We start from the raw sequence: 16,232 nt of genomic DNA, 5'->3' as shown, positions 1-16,232 counted from the left end.
TGCGTAGGACTAGTAGGTCACCGCCCACGGGGGTAGGACGACTGACTCACCGCCTCGGGGTCAGCGGCGCGACTTGGAGGCGCGCAGCCGCTCGGAGGAGTTCAGGATCAGCTTGCGGATGCGGACGTTCGCCGGCGTGACCTCGACGCACTCGTCCTCGCGGCAGAACTCCAGGCACTGCTCCAGCGACAGCTTCTTCGGCGGGATCAGCTTCTCGAAGTTGTCGGACGTGGAGGAGCGCACGTTCGTCTGCTTCTTCTCCTTGGTGATGTTGACGTCCATGTCGTCCTCGCGGCTGTTCTCGCCGATGATCATGCCCTCGTAGACCTCGGTGGTCGGGTCGACGAACAGCGTCCCGCGCTCCTGCAGGTTGGTCATCGCGTAGGACGTCGCCGCACCGGTGCGATCGGCGACCAGCGAGCCGGATCGACGGGTGGAGATGTCGCCCGCCCACGGCTCGTACCCCTCGAAGACGTGGTGCGCGATGCCGGTGCCGCGGGTGTCGGTGAGGAACTCGGTGCGGAAGCCGATGAGGCCGCGCGCCGGCACCAGGAACTCCATCCGCACCCAGCCGGTGCCGTGGTTGGTCATCTGCTCCATGCGCCCACGCCGCACGGCGAGCAGCTGCGTGATGGTGCCGAGGTACTCCTCGGGCGCGTCGATGGTCAGGCGCTCGACGGGCTCGTGCACCTTGCCGTCGACCTCGCGCGTGACGACCTGCGGCTTGCCGACGGTGAGCTCGTAGCCCTCGCGCCGCATCTGCTCGACGAGGATCGCGAGCGCCAGCTCGCCACGGCCCTGCACCTCCCACGCGTCGGGGCGGTCGGTGGGCAGCACGCGGATCGAGACGTTGCCCACGAGCTCGGCATCGAGCCGGTCCTTGACCAGCCGCGCGGTCACCTTGGTGCCCTTCTCGCGGCCGGCCATCGGCGAGGTGTTGGTGCCGATGGTCATGGAGATGGCGGGCTCGTCGACGGTGATGAGCGGCAGCGCCACCGGGTTCTCCGGGTCGGCCAGGGTCTCGCCGATGTTGATGTCGGGGATGCCGGCGATGGCGACGATGTCACCCGGGCCGGCCTTCTCACCGGGCTTGCGCTCCAGGGCCTCGGTGACCAGCAGCTCGGTGATCTTGACCCGCTCTGTGGTGCCGTCACGCCGCATCCACGCGGCCTGCTGGCCCTTCTTCAACCAGCCTTCCTTGACCCGCACCAGGGCCAGACGGCCGAGGAACGGCGAGGCGTCGAGGTTGGTGACGTGCGCCTGCAGCGGGGCGTCCTGCGTGAACTCCGGCGCCGGGACCGCCTCGAGGATGGTCTGGAACAACGGCACGAGGTTCTCGTCGTCCGGCAGCCCGCCGTCGTCCGGCTTCGTCAAGGAGGCGCGGCCGGCCTTGGCCGAGGCGTAGACCACGGGGAAGTCGAGCGCGTCGTCGCCGGCGTCGTCGGGCAGCAGGTCCAGGAAGAGCTCGTAGGTCTCGTCGACGACCTCGCCGATGCGGGCGTCGGGACGGTCGACCTTGTTGACCACGAGGATGACCGGCATCTGGGCCATCAGTGCCTTGCGCAGCACGAAGCGGGTCTGGGGCAAGGGGCCCTCGGAGGCGTCGACGAGCAGCACCACGGCGTCGACCATCGACAGCCCGCGCTCGACCTCGCCACCGAAGTCGGCGTGGCCGGGGGTGTCGATGATGTTGATGGTCACACCGCCGTCGGGCGCGCCGGGCCCGGCGTAGCGGACGGCGGTGTTCTTGGCGAGGATGGTGATGCCCTTCTCGCGCTCGAGGTCACCGGAGTCCATCACCCGGTCGGTGACCGCCTGGTGCTCGGCGTAGGCGCCCTGCTGCTGGAGCATGGCGTCGACGAGCGTCGTCTTGCCGTGGTCGACGTGGGCGACGATCGCGACGTTGCGCAGATCAGAACGGATGGGCATGCGAAGAGACATCCTTGCGAAGGGGGAGAGGTCCCGCGACGGCGGGACCGGTCCAGTCTAGTGGGGCGCAGCGGACGTCCCCGACGTGGCGGCCCCCGTGTGACCGATGTCATTGCATGTTCATGACATTGTCGCTTTCACAACTGTTGCACCATCGTTAGCATTCTCGGGTGAGTGCGACGCGCGATGACCTGTACGGCACGCTCGAGGAGTTCCTCGAGCGGGTCCTCAGCTTCTGCCAGACCGACGCCATGGACCAGCTCGTCGACCTCGACGTCTCGTTCTCGCAAGCCCGGATGCTGTTCGTCCTGGCCCCGGCGAGCGAGCCTCTGGCGATCAACGAGATCGCGTCGCGGCTGGGCCTGTCGGTCGCCGCGGCCGGTCGCAACGTGGACAGCCTGGTCCGGCTGGGGGTGCTCGAGCGACACGAGAGCCCCGATGACCGCCGGGTCAAGCTCGTCGCCCTCACCGAGCGCGGCTTCGACATCGTCGATGCGCAGTTCGCCCAGCGCAAGGCGGCCCTGCGGACCTTCGCCGAGCGCGTGCCCCAGACCGAAGCGCAGGACCTCGTCGCGGCCCTGCGTCCCATCCTCGCGGGGGACTACCTGCGAGAGAGCACGAAGGACACACCATGACCTCATCCGCCCCCGCGGCGCCGATGCCGGACAAGCTCGACGCCGCCGTCCTCAAGGTGGCCGGCGTCGTCGTCCTCGGCGCCATCATGTCCATCCTCGACATCACCGTGGTCAGCGTCGCCCTGCCGACGTTCGCCTCGGTCTTCGACTCCACCCTGGCCACGGTCGCCTGGACGATGACCGGCTACACGCTCGCCCTGGCCACCGTCATCCCGCTCACGGGCTGGGCGGCGGACCGCTTCGGCACCAAGCGCCTCTACATCGCGGCGCTCGTGCTGTTCACGGCCGGCTCGGTGCTGTGCGCCCTCGCGACCTCGATCGAGATGCTCATCGCCTTCCGCGTCCTGCAGGGGCTCGGCGGTGGCATGCTGATGCCGCTGGGCATGACGATCATGACGCGTGCGGCCGGCCCCGACCGGATCGGCCGGCTGATGGCGGTGCTCGGCATCCCGATGCTGCTCGGCCCGATCAGCGGCCCGATCCTCGGTGGTTGGCTCATCGACGCCTTCAGCTGGCACTGGATCTTCCTGATCAACCTGCCCATCGGCATCGTCGCGATCGTGTACGCCTCGATGGTGCTGCCCAAGGACACCGAGTCCCGGGCCGAGCGCTTCGACGTGGTCGGGATGCTCCTGCTCTCGCCGGGTCTGGCAACGTTCCTGTTCGGCGTCTCCTCGATCGCCGAGGGTGGCGACGGCGTGCACCTCGGTCCGCGTGTGTGGATCTCGATGACGATCGGCGCGCTGCTGATCGGTGCGTTCGTGTTCCACGCCTTCCGGCCGGAGCACCCGCTCATCGACCTGCGGCTCTTCCGCAACCGTCGCCTGACGGTCGCGACGCTCTCCCTGTTCGTCTTCATCATCGCCTTCATGGGCGCGGGCCTGCTCTTCCCGAGCTACTTCCTGCAGGTGCGTGGCGAGACGACGCTGATGGCCGGCCTGCTGATCGCGCCGCAGGGCATCGGGGCCATGGTGACGATGCCGATCGCCGGCACCCTGGCCGACCGCGTGCCGGTGGGTCGGACCGTCCCGTTCGCGATCCTCCTCATCGCTGCCGGCTTCGTCGCCTTCACCCAGATGGGCCCGGACACGTCCTACTGGCTGCTGTGCGGCTCGCTGTTCGTCATGGGGCTGGGCATGGGCGGCACGATGATGCCGCTCATGACCTCCGCGCTGAAGACCCTCACCAGCCACGAGGTGGCCCGGGGCTCGACTCTGGTCAACATCGTCCAGCAGGTCGGCAGCTCCGTCGGTGCCGCTGTCATGTCGGTCATCCTCACCAACAACCTGCAGGGCTCCGCAGCGGTCTCGGGTGCGGTCGACCCGGAGTCCGGGGAGGCCCTGACGGAGGCGGAGCTCGCCATCGCCTCGCAGATGGAGCCCGGCCTGGCCGAGCAGATGGGTCTGCCCGGTGACCTGATCAGCAGCGGCCTGGACTACGCGGCGAGTGCGTTCGCGTCGACCTTCACGGTGGCGCTGGTCCTGGTGCTGCTGACCCTCGTGCCGGTGCTCATGCTGCCGCGCCGTCGGGAGGAGTCGAACCTGTTGGAGGACGAGGACCGGCCCCCGGTCATCGTGCACTGAGGCTCGTCAGACCGACGACGCCCCGGCCCGCCGAGTGCGGGCCGGGGCGTCGGTGCGTCCCGGTAGCGTGGCGCCATGGCTGGTGGTGACAAGGAATCGGTGCAGCCGCTCGACGTCGCGCTGGGAGTCGGGACGGCGCTCTGGTACGCACTGCCGGACGTCGTGGAGTCACGCCGGGTGCGAGGCGTCGTCAAGACCGCCGTGGTGGTGGGCGGTGCCGGTCTCGTGGCTGTCCGGGCCCACGTGCGTCACGACCCGGTGCTCGACGACTCAGACGTGACCGAGGAGCAGCCGACCGCATCGATGGCGCCGGGCCGGGCAGCCGCCACGGTCGCGGTCACGTCGCTGGCCAGCATCGCCGGCACGGTCCTGCTCGATCGTTGCATGGTGGCGACCGCCCGCCGGCTGCGCGGGCACGGGGTGCGCCGTCCCTACACCGTCATGGGTGCCGGGATCGGCGCCGCGGCCATCGTCTCTCGCCCCTCGCAGACGTGGCGCGGCTGATCCAGTCCCTCCCTCGGGCGCTCGGAGACGACCGAGCCCCCACCGCCGTGAGGCGATGGGGGCTCGACAGGGTTCGGCTCAGCGCTTGCCGCGGCCCTTCTTGAGCGCGTGGTCGATGCGCCCGTCGACCGGTGCGGCCAGGTGCTCGTCGAAGTTCTCGACCAGCTCGTCCGCGACCTGATCGGACAGCTCCTGCTGCCACTCGCGCTCGCGCGCGCGGCGGGCCAGTCGGGTGATCTCCCGGTGCTCGCTGCTGAGCGCCTTGTAGGTGGCGAACGTCATGGCGATCATCACCACGCTGAACGGCACCGCTGTGAGGATGGCTCCCGTCTGCAGGGCAGCCAGACCACCAGCGAGCAGCAGGCCGATCGCCACGGCACCCTCGAGCACGGCCCACATCACGCGACTCCACGTCGGCGGGTCCTGGTCGCCTCCGGAGGCGATCATGTCCACCACGAGCGATCCGGAGTCCGAGGAGGTGATGAAGAAGATCGTCACCAGGACGATGGCGATGCCCGAGAGCAGTCCACTTGCGGGGAAGGTGCCCAGCAGGTCGAAGAGCACGTTCTCGCTGGCTCCGATCCCGTCCTCGCCGACGAGGTCGCCGACCTCCATCTGGCGCATGATGGCGCTGCCACCGAGAGCGGTGAACCAGACTGCGGTGACCAGCGTCGGCACGAGCATGACGCCGGCCACGAACTCGCGGACCGTGCGACCGCGGCTGATGCGGGCGATGAAGACGCCGACGAAGGGCGCCCAGCTGACCCACCAGCCCCAGTAGTACGTCGTCCACGCGGCCTGCCAGTCGATACCGGCCTGACCGGACAGCGCGCTAGTGTTGAAGCTCAGCGGGACGATGCCGGCGAGGTAGCCGCCGATGTTCTGCACGAAGTCGCGGAACAGGAACAGCGTCGGGCCGAGGACGATGATGAGCACGAGGAACACGCCGGCGAGGGCGAGGTTCGCGTTCGACAGCCACTTGATGCCCTTGCCGACGCCGGAGACCACCGAGATGGTCGCGACGGCCGTGATGGCGACGATGACGCCGACCCGCAGGCCGTTGGTGGGCTCGTCGACCACCCCGATGCTGGCCAGGCCCGCGGTGATCTGCTGCACGCCCAGGCCGAGCGAGGTGGCGACACCGGCGACGGTGCCGACGATGGCGATGACGTCGATGACGTCTCCGAGGCGCCCCTTGACGCGGTCACCGAGGAGCGGCTCGACGGTCCAGCGCAGAGACACGCTGCGGCCCTTGCGGTGGATGGCGTAGGCCATGGCGAGCCCGACGACGACGTAGATCGCCCACGCGTGGAAGCCCCAGTGCAGGAAGACCTGGGTCATGGCCGAGTTGGCCAGGTCGCCTTCGCTCCCGCTCGTGCCCGGCTTGGGGTCGGTGAAGAAGGTCAGTGGCTCGGCGGCCCCCCAGAACACCAGGCCGATGCCCATGCCAGCGGCGAACAGCATCGAGAACCAGGCGAAGATGCCGAACTCGGGCTTCTCGCCGTCCGGGCCGAGGGTGATGTCCCCGAAGCGGCTCAGGCCCATCCAGAGGGCGAAGATCACGAAGCCGCTCACGGCCATGGTGTAGTACCAGCCGATCGCGCCGACGACGTTGGACTGCAACGAGCCGAGCAGGTCGGCGGTGGCGTCCGGGAAGAGGATGCTGAGCGCCACGACTGCGGCCAGGATGATGACGGAGGGGTAGAAGACCCAGGGTGCCTTGGAGCCGACGACCGTCACGCCGTCCGTTCCGGGCTCGTGCGGGTCGGGTGGGGTGGATGGGTCCTTGTCGACAGTGGGGCTGCTCACGGCGGCCTTTCCGGTTGGAGGATGACTGAACCAGTCGTCCATACTCGCAACTTCTCAGGCTCTCCTCAACTCTGTCCCCGGCCGAGCATCCCCAGGAGCGTCGTCCGACGGCCCGTGCGACCCCCTACTGGGGGCGTCGTGCGACCTTGTGGTGCGAGGCCTGGTCCAGCGGCTTGACCACCACCAGGTCCACGTTGACGTGCGCGGGTCGGGTGGCCATCCACGCGATGACGTCGGCCACGTCGTCGGCCTCCAGCGGGTCCACGCCGGCATAGACGGCATCGGCACGGTCGGCGTCCCCCCGGAAGCGGGTGAGGGAGAACTCCTCGGTGCGGACCATGCCGGGGGCGATCTCGCAGACGCGGACGGGCCGGCCGCTGAGCTCCAGGCGCAGCGTCTCCGTCATGACCGCCACGGCGTGCTTGGCCGCGGTGTACCCGCCGCCGCCCTCGTAGGCGATCCGCCCGGCGGTGGAGCCGACGTTCAGGACGGTGCCCCCGGCGTCGGCCTCCAGCGCAGGCAGCAGGGCCCGCGTCGCCTGCAGGGTGGCGATGACGTTGATCTCGTACATCTGCCGCCAGTCGTCGGCGACCGCGTGCTCGAGGGGCTCCAGGCCGATGGCGCCGCCGGCGCCGTTCACGAGCAGGTCAAGCGAGTCGCCGACGGCCGCGGCGAGCGTGGCCACCTGATCGGCATCGGTGAGGTCGCACGTCACGGCCCGGCCACCGATCTCCTGCGCGAGCACCTCGATGCGCTCGGACCGGCGGGCGACGCACACGACGTCGAACCCCTCGGTGGACAGGCGACGGGCCGTGGCGGCACCGATCCCCCCGCTGGCTCCGGTGACGACGGCCGTTCGACGGTGCATGGCACCACGCTAGTCCAGCGTTGGCGTGTCGGCCGTGACCCGTCCGTGGGCCACGCCACGAGCGCCTGCGCAGGGCCAGCGCGAGGAACGTGGCGGGTTGCCCGCGTGGTGGGGTGCGTCAAGATGGTGGGGTGAGCACCGGACCCGACCCTCGTCGCGTGGCGATGCTGTCGGCCCACACGTCGCCGCTGGAGCAGCCCGGCACGGGGGATGCCGGCGGCATGAACGTCTACGTCCTGGAGCTGGCCAAGCGCCTGGCCGCCCGCGACGTCGCCGTGGAGGTCTTCACCCGTTCGACGTCCCGCCACCTGCCGCCGGTCGTGGAGGCGTGGCCCGGCGTCACGGTGCACCACGTCAGCGCGGGCCCGTTCGACGGGCTCACCAAGGACGACCTGCCCTCCCAGCTGTGCGGCTTCGTCCGCGACGTCCTGCGCGAGGAGGTCCAGCGCGGGCCCGACCACTTCGATCTCGTCCACAGCCACTACTGGCTCTCCGGCCAGGTGGGCACGGTGGCGGCCGAGCGGTGGGACGTGCCACTCGTGCACACGATGCACACGATGGCCAAGGTCAAGAACGCCAACCTCGCCGCCGGGGATCGCGCGGAGCCGGTGGGGCGCATCGCCGGCGAGGAGGAGATCGTGCGGCTGGCCGACAGCCTCGTGGCCAACACCGACGACGAGCGTCGTGAGCTCATCGACCTCTACGGAGCCCGACCCGACCAGGTCCGCGTGGTCCACCCGGGCGTCGACGTGGACGTCTTCCGAGGCGGTCGACGCGAGGAGGCCCGCGCCGCACTGGGCATCCCCGACGATCAGCACGTGCTGCTCTTCGCCGGACGCATCCAGCCGCTCAAGGCGCCCGACACGCTCGTGCGGGCAGCGGCGATCATGCTGGCCGAGCGGCCGGACCTGCGCTCGACGCTGCGGGTCGTCGTGGTCGGTGGGGCCTCCGGCTCCGGCCTGGACCGGCCGACGGCGCTGGCCGAGCTGGCGGAGCGGCTGGGCGTCTCCGACGTCGTCACCCTGGTGCCGCCCGTGGAGCAGGCCGTGCTCGCCGACTGGTACGCCGCCGCCTCGGCCGTGTGCGTGCCGTCCTACAACGAGTCGTTCGGCCTCGTGGCCATCGAGGCCCAGGCCTGTGGCACCCCGGTCGTGGCCGCTCGCGTCGGCGGGCTCACGACGGCCGTCGCCGACGGGGTCAGCGGAATCCTGGTCGATGGCCAGGACCCGGCCCACTACGCCGCGGCCCTGGGACGTCTGATCGCCGACCGGCACCTGCGCGAGGCCATGGGCGCCAAGGCCGTCACGCACGCTGCCTCCTTCGGGTGGGACGCCACCGCGGAGCGGACGCTGGAGGTCTACCGTCTGGCGATGAGCCAGCACCAGGAGAGGAGGCTCCGTGCCTGAGCTGCACGGGGAGGCGCGTGAGGTCATCGCCGCCGTCCTGGCCGAGTCCGAGATCGAGCACACCGAGCATCGGCCCGGCGTGTTCGACGTCGACCTGCCGGGCGAGCGAAAGCTCACGACCACCGTCCGGCTCGAGGTCGGCCAGCACGCCCTGGGGGTCCACGCGTTCGTCGCGCGACAGCCCGATGAGAACCACGAGGGCGTCTACCGCTGGATGCTGGAGAAGAACCTCAAGATGTTCGGCGTCGCCTTCGCGCTCGACGCCGCGGGGGACATCTACCTCGACGGTCGCCTGCCGCTGCAGTCGGTGACGCCACAGGAGGTGGATCGTCTGCTGGGGGCCGTCCTGTCCTACTCCGACGACTCGTTCAACACGATCCTCGAGCTGGGCTTCGCCTCGTCGATCCGCAAGGAGTGGGAGTGGCGCGAGTCCCGCGGCGAGTCCACCAAGAACCTCGAGGCCTTCACCCACCTGCGCCCCACCGACTGACCGCTGAGACCGGGTGGGCACGTAGCGTGGAGGCATGCAGGTCTCGGTCTTCTGCGACGTCACCGATCCGTGGTCGTACATCGGCGTCACCCGGCTCCATCGGGCCGCCGCGACGTTCACCATCATCACCGGCGAACCGGTCGTCACCGCGTTGCGGGCGAGCCAGCAGTCACCGGACGAGCCGAGTGACGGACGCCCGCTGATGACGGCGCTCGCCGAGGAGCTCGGTGGCACGGACAAGGCCGAGCTGCAGGGAGCCCAGGTGACGGCGGCCGCCAAGATCACCGGCATCGAGCTCAACCTGGTCGAGGCGGTGAGGGCCAACTCCTTCGACGCCTGGCGGCTCCTGACCTGGGCCGACGAGTCCGGGCCGGGCGTGCAGCACGCCCTCGCGCAGCAGCTGTGGCGGGCCCACTTCCTCGAGGGTGCCGACATCGCCGACCCGCTCGTGCTGTCCTCGAGGGCGGCTCTCGTCGGCCTGGACCTGGAGACGGCCGACGCCCTGCTGGCCAGCGACGAGTACGTCGACGCCGTGCGCACGCAGCACGAGACCGCGGCCTCCCTCGGCGCGCAGCAGCTGCCGTTCGTCGTCGTGGAGTCGCGCTGGACGCTCGCCGGCGCGCAGTCGCAGGACGACTACGTCCAGGCGCTGCATCAGACCTACCGGGAGTGGCGAGACTCCCTCGAGGGCTGAGCGGTCCGCTGGACGAACGCCTCGCCTCGGGGCGAGAGCCGGTAGCCGAGCTCCAGGCTCTCGGTGAGACCGAGCTCCTTGAGTCGGCGGACGTCGTTCTTGAAGGCCGCCCGGTCGCGGCCGAGCTCCCCGGCCAGGTCGGCTGCGGGTGTCGCGGGTCGCCGCGCGACGACCCCGAGCACGTCGCGCGTCCAGGGGCCACGTCGGCTGCGGGTGTCGATGTCGTCGAGCCGGGCGCTGATGCTCGCGATCGTGGCGTCGTCGAGGTCGGCGTCCTTGCTCAGGCCGATGCGTGGGTCGGCGCCCGCGTGGTGCAGCGTGATCCGGTAGAGGGTGCCGTCGCGCTCGCTCAGGGTCGCGAGCAACGACGACCGGCTTCGCTCGCCGGCGGTGCGGGCGTCGGCGGCGGTGATGCGCGAGAGCGAGGTGGTCTCGACCGCGTCGATGGCGACCACGCCCAGCGCGGTGCGCAGCGTGCCACCGGCGCGAACGGTGGGCCGCGTCCATCGGCGGAACTGCAGCGTCACCTCGCCGTCGCGGATGCGCTCCAGGACCGCGCGGGCGATGAGCACACGACCATCCTCCCGCCGGGCGCCGGCGGTGTCGAGCCGCGCCGGTAGGGTCGAGTCATGACCTACACGCTCGTCCTGCTGCGTCACGGACACAGTGAGTGGAACGCCAAGAACCTGTTCACCGGCTGGGTCGACGTCGACCTCAACGAGCAGGGTGTCGCGGAGGCGGGGCGGGGTGCGACGCTGCTCGCCGAGGCAGACATCGCGCCCGACGTGGCCCACACGTCCTTGCTGCGTCGAGCCATCCGCACCTCCGAGATCGTGCTGGACGGCATCGATCGCCACTGGATCCCGGTCAAGCGTTCGTGGCGGCTCAACGAGCGGCACTACGGCGCGCTGCAGGGCAAGGACAAGAAGGCCACGCTGCAGGAGTACGGCGAGGAGCAGTTCATGACGTGGCGTCGCTCCTACGACACGCCGCCGCCCCCGCTCGCCGACGACGCGGAGTGGAGCCAGGCGGCCGACCCGCGCTACGCCGACCTGCCCGACGAGCTGCTCCCGCGCACCGAGTGCCTGTCGGACGTGCTGGACCGGATGCTCCCCTACTGGTACGACCAGGTCGTCCCGGACCTGCTCGGCGGCAGGACCGTGCTCGTCACGGCGCACGGCAACTCGCTGCGCGCCCTCGTCAAGCACCTCGACGGGCTGGGCGAGGACGAGGTCGTGGGGCTCAACATCCCCACCGGCATCCCGCTGGTCTACGAGCTCGACGCCGACCTGCGTCCGACCGTCGTCGGTGGCCAGTACCTCGACCCCGACGCAGCCGCCGACGCCATCGCCGCCGTGGCGGGGCAAGGCCGCTGACGCCGCATCAGCACCGTCTCGAATGCGGCTGCAGTGGCTTCACGGTCCGACGCCTCCGGCGTGAGACGTTCAACCTGCCGCGTGAGCTCGGGCGCTGAGCGCCTCGTCACGCGTCAAGCTTGTAGCCCAGGCCGCGGACCGTGGTGAGGATGACCGGGGTGCCGGGGTCGGGCTCGATCTTGGCGCGCAGACGCTTGACGTGGACGTCGAGCGTCTTGGTGTCGCCGACGTAGTCCGCGCCCCAGACGCGGTCGATGAGCTGGCCGCGGGTGAGGACCCGTCCGGGGTTGCGCAGGAAGAACTCCAGCAGCTCGAACTCCTTCAACGGCAGGCGAACCGTCTCGCCGTCGACCGAGACGAGGTGCCGCTCGACGTCCATGCGCACCCGGCCGGCCTCCAGCACCGCGTCGTCGTCGATCTCCTCGGCGATGCCGCGGCGCAGGACGGCGCGGATCCGGGCGACCAGCTCACGGGGGGAGTAGGGCTTGGTGACGTAGTCGTCGGCGCCGAGCTCCAGTCCCACGACCTTGTCGACCTCGGTGTCCTTGGCGCTGACCATGATGATCGGCACCGACGAGGTCTGCCGGATCTGTCGGCACACCTCGGTGCCGGGCAGGCCGGGCAGCATCAGGTCCAGCAGCACGATGTCTGCGCCACCTCGCTCGAACTCGGTCAATGCGTCCGGGCCCGTCTCCGCGACCGCGACGTCGAAGCCCTCCTTGCGCAGGACGTAGGAGAGTGCCTCGCTGTAGGACGCCTCGTCCTCGACCACCAGTACGCGTGTCACGCGGGCTCCTCCTCGAGCTCGAGCCGGTGCTCGGGCAGCACCAGCGTGAACGTCGAGCCCGCTCCGGGCTCGCTCCATACCTCGACCGTGCCGTTGTTGCTGGCCGCGACGTGCTTGACGATCGAGAGTCCCAGTCCGGTCCCCCCGGTGGCACGGGCGCGCGCCGGGTCGACGCGGTAGAACCGTTCGAAGATCCGCTCGAGCTCCTGCTCGGGGATCCCGATGCCGTGGTCGGCGACCGTGATGCGCACGGTCCCGGCGTCGAGCTTCGCGGTCACGGCGACGCGTGAGCCCTCTGGGCTGTAGGCGACGGCGTTCTCGACGAGGTTGCTCACGGCGGCGTGCAGCTGGCTGCGATCACCGTCGACGAGCAGCTCGGGCTCGACGTCTCGGACGATGTCGATCCGCTTGTTCTCGGCCTCCGTGGCCGAGTGCTCGCAGGCCTCGGAGACGAGCTCGTCGACCTTGACCACGGCGGCATCGTCGCTCACGAGGTCGTTCTGCAGACGGGCGAGGTCGATGATCTGCTGGACGAGGCGGGTGAGTCGCTCGCTCTCGGAGTGCATGCGACCGGCGAACCGCTGGACCGCCTCAGGGTCGTCCTTGGCCTCGGAGACCGCCTCGGCCAGCAGGCCGATGGCGCCGACGGGTGTCTTGAGCTCATGGCTGACGTTGGCCACGAAGTCGCGTCGGATGGCCTCGACGCGACGCTCGCGCGTCTGGTCCAGCGCCAGAACGATGATCAGTCGGGACGTGAGGCTGCCGACGCGGACGCGGACGTGGGCGGTCGAGCCGCGTCGGGGTTGCAGGTCGAGGTCGACCTCGCGCACCTGGCCGTCGCGACGCACCTGGCGCACGAGGCCGAGGATCTCCTCGTGGAGGACCCGGCCGTCGTGGACGATGCCCAGCGCCACGGCGGGGGCGGAGGCCTTCACGACCTCCTCGGAGGCGTCGAGGATGACGGCGGAGGAGGACAGGACCGACAGCACGGCGTCGGCACCCGGCGGGACGAGCGGAGCGGGCTCGGGCGGGGCCTCGACCTGGCGCCGCTCGCTGAAGCGCCAGGTGTACGTGATCAGTGCGCCCAGCAACGCCCCCACGACGCCCGCCGTCAGCAGGCCTGCTCCGATGTCCACGACCTGATCGTAGGCCCACGCCGTCGGCCGACCAGTGCGTGAACGTCGTGTGACGAGGTCCTTTACGACGCTGTTCACGCCACGTTCACCGCGGTACGCCGCTCGTTCACCCGCTCGCCCTAGATTGGGGTCATGCGCGACCAGTACTACGAACAGCTCGACACCATCGTCGACGACCTCGTGACCCTCACCGGCACCGTCCGCAAGGCGGTCTCCGCAGCGACGGCAGCCCTGCTCAACGCAGACGGCCCGCTCGCGGAGTCGGTGATCGCCGGCGACAAGGCGATCGACGAGACGACCGAGGAGATCGAGGAGCGTGCCCTCCTGCTCCTGGCGACCCAGCAGCCGGTGGCCACCGACCTGCGCCAGCTCGTGGCCACGTTGCGGATGCTCACCGACCTGCAGCGGATGGGCGACCTGTCCGTCCACGTCGCCAAGGTCGCACGGCTGCGGATGCCCGACGTCGCGGTGCCCGGCACGCTGCAGCCCACCATCATGGCCATGGCCTCGGTGGCCGACCAGATGATCCACGCCGCCTCGCGCATCGTCGCCAACCGCGACGTCGACGCGGCCGCCCGGCTGGAGGACACCGACGACGAGATGGACCGCCTGCGCAAGGACCTCTTCCGCTCGTTGCTCGGCGGCAGCTGGGAGCACGGCATCGAGCCGGCGATCGACCTGGCGCTGCTCGGCCGCTACTACGAGCGCATCGGCGACCATGCCGTCTCGATGGCGCGACGCGTCGTCTACCTCGTCACCGGCGAGATCACCCCGCCGGGCTGACGCGCCCCACGCACGACGGGGCCCCGCGACCGAGTGGTCGCGGGGCCCCGTCGTCTCGTGCGCGGGTCCGGTCTCAGGGCGTTGCCGTTGTCTCCGGGTCGTCGGCCCCGTCCTCGGAGTCCTCCTCGGGCTCCACGGGCGCCGCCGCGACACCGGAGTAGTCGGCAGTGCGCTCGACCACGGGCGCGTCGACGGTGACGTCGCCGGCACCGTCGAAGGTCAGCGTGATGGTGACGTACCGTCCCTCGCTGGTGCCGGGGACCTCCAGGCCCGCGAGCTCGCCCGCCGAGCCGATGGTGAAGACGCCGCCCGCGGCCACCGTGACCTCGGAGGAGGGGGTGACCTCGGTGAGCTCGGCGGCGTCGTCCTCGGAGGTGCTGGGGACGAACGAGGCACCCTCCAGCGTCTGGGGCTCGTCGACGTCGTTGACGATGCCGCCGGAGAAGGACAGCGTGCCGTCGCTGTTCTGGACCAGCAGTGCGTTGTAGACGGTCACGTCGCCCTCGCGCTGGTTGGCGCCGATGCCCGGCTGGTACTGCTGGTTGGTGGCTGCATCGAAGCCGGTGCCGCACGCGGAGAGGCCGACGGCGGCGGCGAGCGCGAGGGTGGCGGCCGCAAGGCGGCGGGGTCGGTCCGTGGTCACCGGATACCTGCTTCCCGTCGAAATGGGGTGGCTGAGCGTGGTCGCTCCGATGCTATCGGAGACGCGCTCTGGACAGCGCGTCGACCTTGCTGCTATGGGCGATGTCCCCTCGCATTGCGGGGATTTGGCGTCCGCGCCCCGTGTTAGACTGGTCACCTAGGAAAGGTGCGCCTTATATGATTTTCACTGTCGGAGAGACGGTTGTGTACCCCAATCACGGGGCCGCAGTCATCGAAGACATCGAGACCAGGACCATCAAGGGGGAGGAGCGCGAGTACCTCGTGCTCCGGATCGTCGCCCAGAACGATCTCGTCGTCCGTGTCCCAGCATGCAACGTCGACCTGGTCGGCGTGCGGGACGTGGTGGACGCGGACGGACTGGAGAAGGTCTTCGGAGTCCTCCGCGCGGAGCACGTCGAGGAGCCGACCAACTGGTCGCGCCGCTACAAGGCGAACCTCGAGAAGCTGCACTCCGGTGATGTCATGAAGGTGGCCGAGGTCGTGCGCGACCTCTGGCGCCGCGACCACGAGCGCGGGCTGTCGGCCGGGGAGAAGCGGATGCTGGCCAAGGCCCGCCAGATCCTCGTCTCCGAGCTGGCTCTCGCCGAGAAGACCAACGAGGACAAGGCCGAGAGCCGCCTGGACGAGGTCCTCGCCTCCTGAGTCGCACCCCAGCTCGACGCCCCTGCCCATCGGGCAGGGGCGTCCTGCGTCCCGGGGGCCTCCTGATTCCCATGGCGGGTCCGCAGCGTGGATGCAACACCTGATGATGTGAAGGTGTTGATGATGGTTGATAGTCGGTTTTCGCCGCGGATGCGGTTGGATCTGCAGCAGCGGATGTGGGATGTGTGGCTCTCGGGCCAGGAGATGGATGTCGTGGGGGCTGCGGTCGGCCTCGATCGCAAGTCGGTGTTCAACCGGGTCAGTCAGGCCGGTGGGATCCGTCCACGGCGACGCCAGACGCGGGCACGGTTGTCCTTTGAGGATCGGGTCCACATGGGAATCAGCAGAGCTGCACGAGAATCTTGCATGTGCACGGGTTGCTTCCCGTGCACATGCAAGAAAACCGTGCACCTGGCGTGGGGCGACGTGCAGGCCGCCCAGCCGCGGCTCAGTCGGCCGTGAGCAGGGCCGTCGCGATGGCGGCGACGCCCTCGCCGCGACCGGTGAGCCCGAGGCCGTCGGTGGTAGTGGCCGAGACGCTCACCGGGGCCCCCAGGACGTCGGTGAGGAGCTGCTGGGCCTCGCCCCGCCGGGGCCCGATGCGCGGGGCGTTGCCGATGACCTGCACCGCGACGTTCGCGATGTCGAAGCCGGCCTCGTGCACCAGTCGCGCCGTCTCGGCGAGGAACGCGGTACCGGCGGCACCGGACCACTGGGCGTCGGACGTGCCGAAGCGGGAGCCGATGTCACCGAGCCCGGCGGCGGACAGCAGGGCGTCGACGATCGCGTGGCACGCGGCGTCGCCGTCGGAGTGTCCCTCCAGGCCCGCGGGCTCGTCCGGCCACCGCAGCCCGAGCAGGTGCATGGGGCGGCCCGCGACGAGGCGGTGGACGTCGGTGCCGAGGCCGGTGCGCAGGCGCATGGCCC

At 70.2% G+C, this 16,232-nt stretch carries 17 protein-coding genes; 9 read left to right on the top strand and 8 right to left on the bottom strand.

Features of this window, described 5'->3' with window-relative positions:
* Window positions 1-60: 60 nt before the first annotated feature.
* Complete coding sequence (gene typA, locus ACHAAC_RS02535) at window positions 61-1,929, bottom strand: translational GTPase TypA (protein ID WP_435714358.1); 1,869 nt, start codon at window positions 1,927-1,929, stop codon at window positions 61-63.
* A 170-nt stretch (window positions 1,930-2,099) separates the two neighbouring features.
* Here typA and ACHAAC_RS02530 point away from each other — a divergent pair, with 170 nt between their 5' ends.
* The 3 genes from ACHAAC_RS02530 (at window position 2,100) to ACHAAC_RS02520 (ending at window position 4,651) form a co-directional block, all read left to right on the top strand.
* Entirely contained in the window at window positions 2,100-2,564 is a 465-nt protein-coding gene (locus ACHAAC_RS02530; protein WP_435714357.1) for a MarR family winged helix-turn-helix transcriptional regulator, read from the top strand.
* On the top strand, window positions 2,561-4,147 hold the full coding sequence (locus tag ACHAAC_RS02525) for a DHA2 family efflux MFS transporter permease subunit (RefSeq protein WP_435714356.1): 1,587 nt from the start codon (window positions 2,561-2,563) through the stop codon (window positions 4,145-4,147). Before ACHAAC_RS02530 ends, ACHAAC_RS02525 begins: the two co-directional genes overlap by 4 nt.
* 75 nt (window positions 4,148-4,222) lie before the next feature.
* Window positions 4,223-4,651: a hypothetical protein gene (locus ACHAAC_RS02520; RefSeq protein ID WP_435714355.1), complete on the top strand. Its 429-nt coding sequence runs from the start codon at window positions 4,223-4,225 to the stop codon at window positions 4,649-4,651.
* 78 nt (window positions 4,652-4,729) lie between these two features.
* Here ACHAAC_RS02520 and ACHAAC_RS02515 read toward each other — a convergent pair whose 3' ends face one another.
* Both ACHAAC_RS02515 and ACHAAC_RS02510 read right to left on the bottom strand, forming a co-directional pair.
* The gene (locus ACHAAC_RS02515; protein WP_435714354.1) at window positions 4,730-6,460 is read right to left on the bottom strand and encodes a BCCT family transporter; all 1,731 of its coding nucleotides are present in this window, start codon (window positions 6,458-6,460) and stop codon (window positions 4,730-4,732) included.
* Between the two features lie 124 nt (window positions 6,461-6,584).
* Window positions 6,585-7,328, bottom strand: coding sequence for an SDR family oxidoreductase (locus tag ACHAAC_RS02510; RefSeq protein ID WP_435714353.1), 744 nt, complete (start codon window positions 7,326-7,328; stop codon window positions 6,585-6,587).
* A gap of 131 nt (window positions 7,329-7,459) precedes the next feature.
* Here ACHAAC_RS02510 and mshA point away from each other — a divergent pair, with 131 nt between their 5' ends.
* The 3 genes from mshA to ACHAAC_RS02495 are packed head-to-tail and all read left to right on the top strand — an operon-like array spanning window position 7,460 to window position 9,918.
* A complete protein-coding gene (gene mshA / locus ACHAAC_RS02505; protein WP_435714352.1) occupies window positions 7,460-8,734 on the top strand; it encodes a D-inositol-3-phosphate glycosyltransferase in 1,275 nt (424 codons plus the stop codon).
* Entirely contained in the window at window positions 8,727-9,224 is a 498-nt protein-coding gene (locus ACHAAC_RS02500) for a YbjN domain-containing protein (RefSeq protein ID WP_435714351.1), read from the top strand. The genes mshA and ACHAAC_RS02500 overlap by 8 nt, the downstream gene beginning before the upstream one ends.
* A gap of 34 nt (window positions 9,225-9,258) precedes the next feature.
* On the top strand, window positions 9,259-9,918 hold the full coding sequence (locus tag ACHAAC_RS02495) for a DsbA family oxidoreductase (RefSeq protein WP_435714350.1): 660 nt from the start codon (window positions 9,259-9,261) through the stop codon (window positions 9,916-9,918).
* On the opposite strand, the gene ACHAAC_RS02490 is transcribed toward ACHAAC_RS02495, so the two are convergent.
* Window positions 9,885-10,490 (bottom strand): hypothetical protein, encoded by a 606-nt coding sequence (locus tag ACHAAC_RS02490; RefSeq protein ID WP_435714349.1) that lies wholly within the window; start codon window positions 10,488-10,490, stop codon window positions 9,885-9,887. The two genes, ACHAAC_RS02495 and ACHAAC_RS02490, sit on opposite strands and share 34 nt — an antisense overlap.
* 57 nt (window positions 10,491-10,547) lie before the next feature.
* Between ACHAAC_RS02490 and ACHAAC_RS02485 the strand changes: the two genes are divergently transcribed.
* Complete coding sequence (locus tag ACHAAC_RS02485) at window positions 10,548-11,294, top strand: phosphoglyceromutase (protein ID WP_435714348.1); 747 nt, start codon at window positions 10,548-10,550, stop codon at window positions 11,292-11,294.
* A gap of 106 nt (window positions 11,295-11,400) precedes the next feature.
* Here ACHAAC_RS02485 and ACHAAC_RS02480 read toward each other — a convergent pair whose 3' ends face one another.
* Entirely contained in the window at window positions 11,401-12,081 is a 681-nt protein-coding gene (locus ACHAAC_RS02480; RefSeq protein ID WP_435714347.1) for a response regulator, read from the bottom strand.
* Entirely contained in the window at window positions 12,078-13,217 is a 1,140-nt protein-coding gene (locus ACHAAC_RS02475; protein WP_435714346.1) for a sensor histidine kinase, read from the bottom strand. The genes ACHAAC_RS02480 and ACHAAC_RS02475 overlap by 4 nt, the downstream gene beginning before the upstream one ends.
* A 132-nt stretch (window positions 13,218-13,349) precedes the next feature.
* Between ACHAAC_RS02475 and phoU the strand changes: the two genes are divergently transcribed.
* Window positions 13,350-14,000 (top strand): phosphate signaling complex protein PhoU, encoded by a 651-nt coding sequence (gene phoU, locus ACHAAC_RS02470; protein ID WP_435714345.1) that lies wholly within the window; start codon window positions 13,350-13,352, stop codon window positions 13,998-14,000.
* 73 nt (window positions 14,001-14,073) lie between these two features.
* On the opposite strand, the gene ACHAAC_RS02465 is transcribed toward phoU, so the two are convergent.
* Window positions 14,074-14,643 carry a hypothetical protein gene (locus ACHAAC_RS02465; RefSeq protein ID WP_435714344.1) on the bottom strand — a complete coding sequence of 190 codons (570 nt, stop codon included), beginning with the start codon at window positions 14,641-14,643 and terminating at the stop codon, window positions 14,074-14,076.
* Between the two features lie 176 nt (window positions 14,644-14,819).
* On the opposite strand from ACHAAC_RS02465, the gene ACHAAC_RS02460 reads away from it, so the two are divergent.
* Window positions 14,820-15,305: a CarD family transcriptional regulator gene (locus tag ACHAAC_RS02460; protein ID WP_435714343.1), complete on the top strand. Its 486-nt coding sequence runs from the start codon at window positions 14,820-14,822 to the stop codon at window positions 15,303-15,305.
* A 448-nt stretch (window positions 15,306-15,753) separates the two neighbouring features.
* On the opposite strand, the gene ispF is transcribed toward ACHAAC_RS02460, so the two are convergent.
* Window positions 15,754-16,227 carry a 2-C-methyl-D-erythritol 2,4-cyclodiphosphate synthase gene (gene ispF / locus ACHAAC_RS02455; protein ID WP_435714342.1) on the bottom strand — a complete coding sequence of 158 codons (474 nt, stop codon included), beginning with the start codon at window positions 16,225-16,227 and terminating at the stop codon, window positions 15,754-15,756.
* Between the last annotated feature and the right edge of the window lie 5 nt (window positions 16,228-16,232).

The organism is Aeromicrobium sp. CF4.19 (assembly GCF_051262555.1).
Lineage (GTDB): Bacteria > Actinomycetota > Actinomycetes > Propionibacteriales > Nocardioidaceae > Aeromicrobium.
Note: the sequence above shows the minus strand (reverse complement) of the source record. Positions and strands in the feature narration are given on the sequence as shown.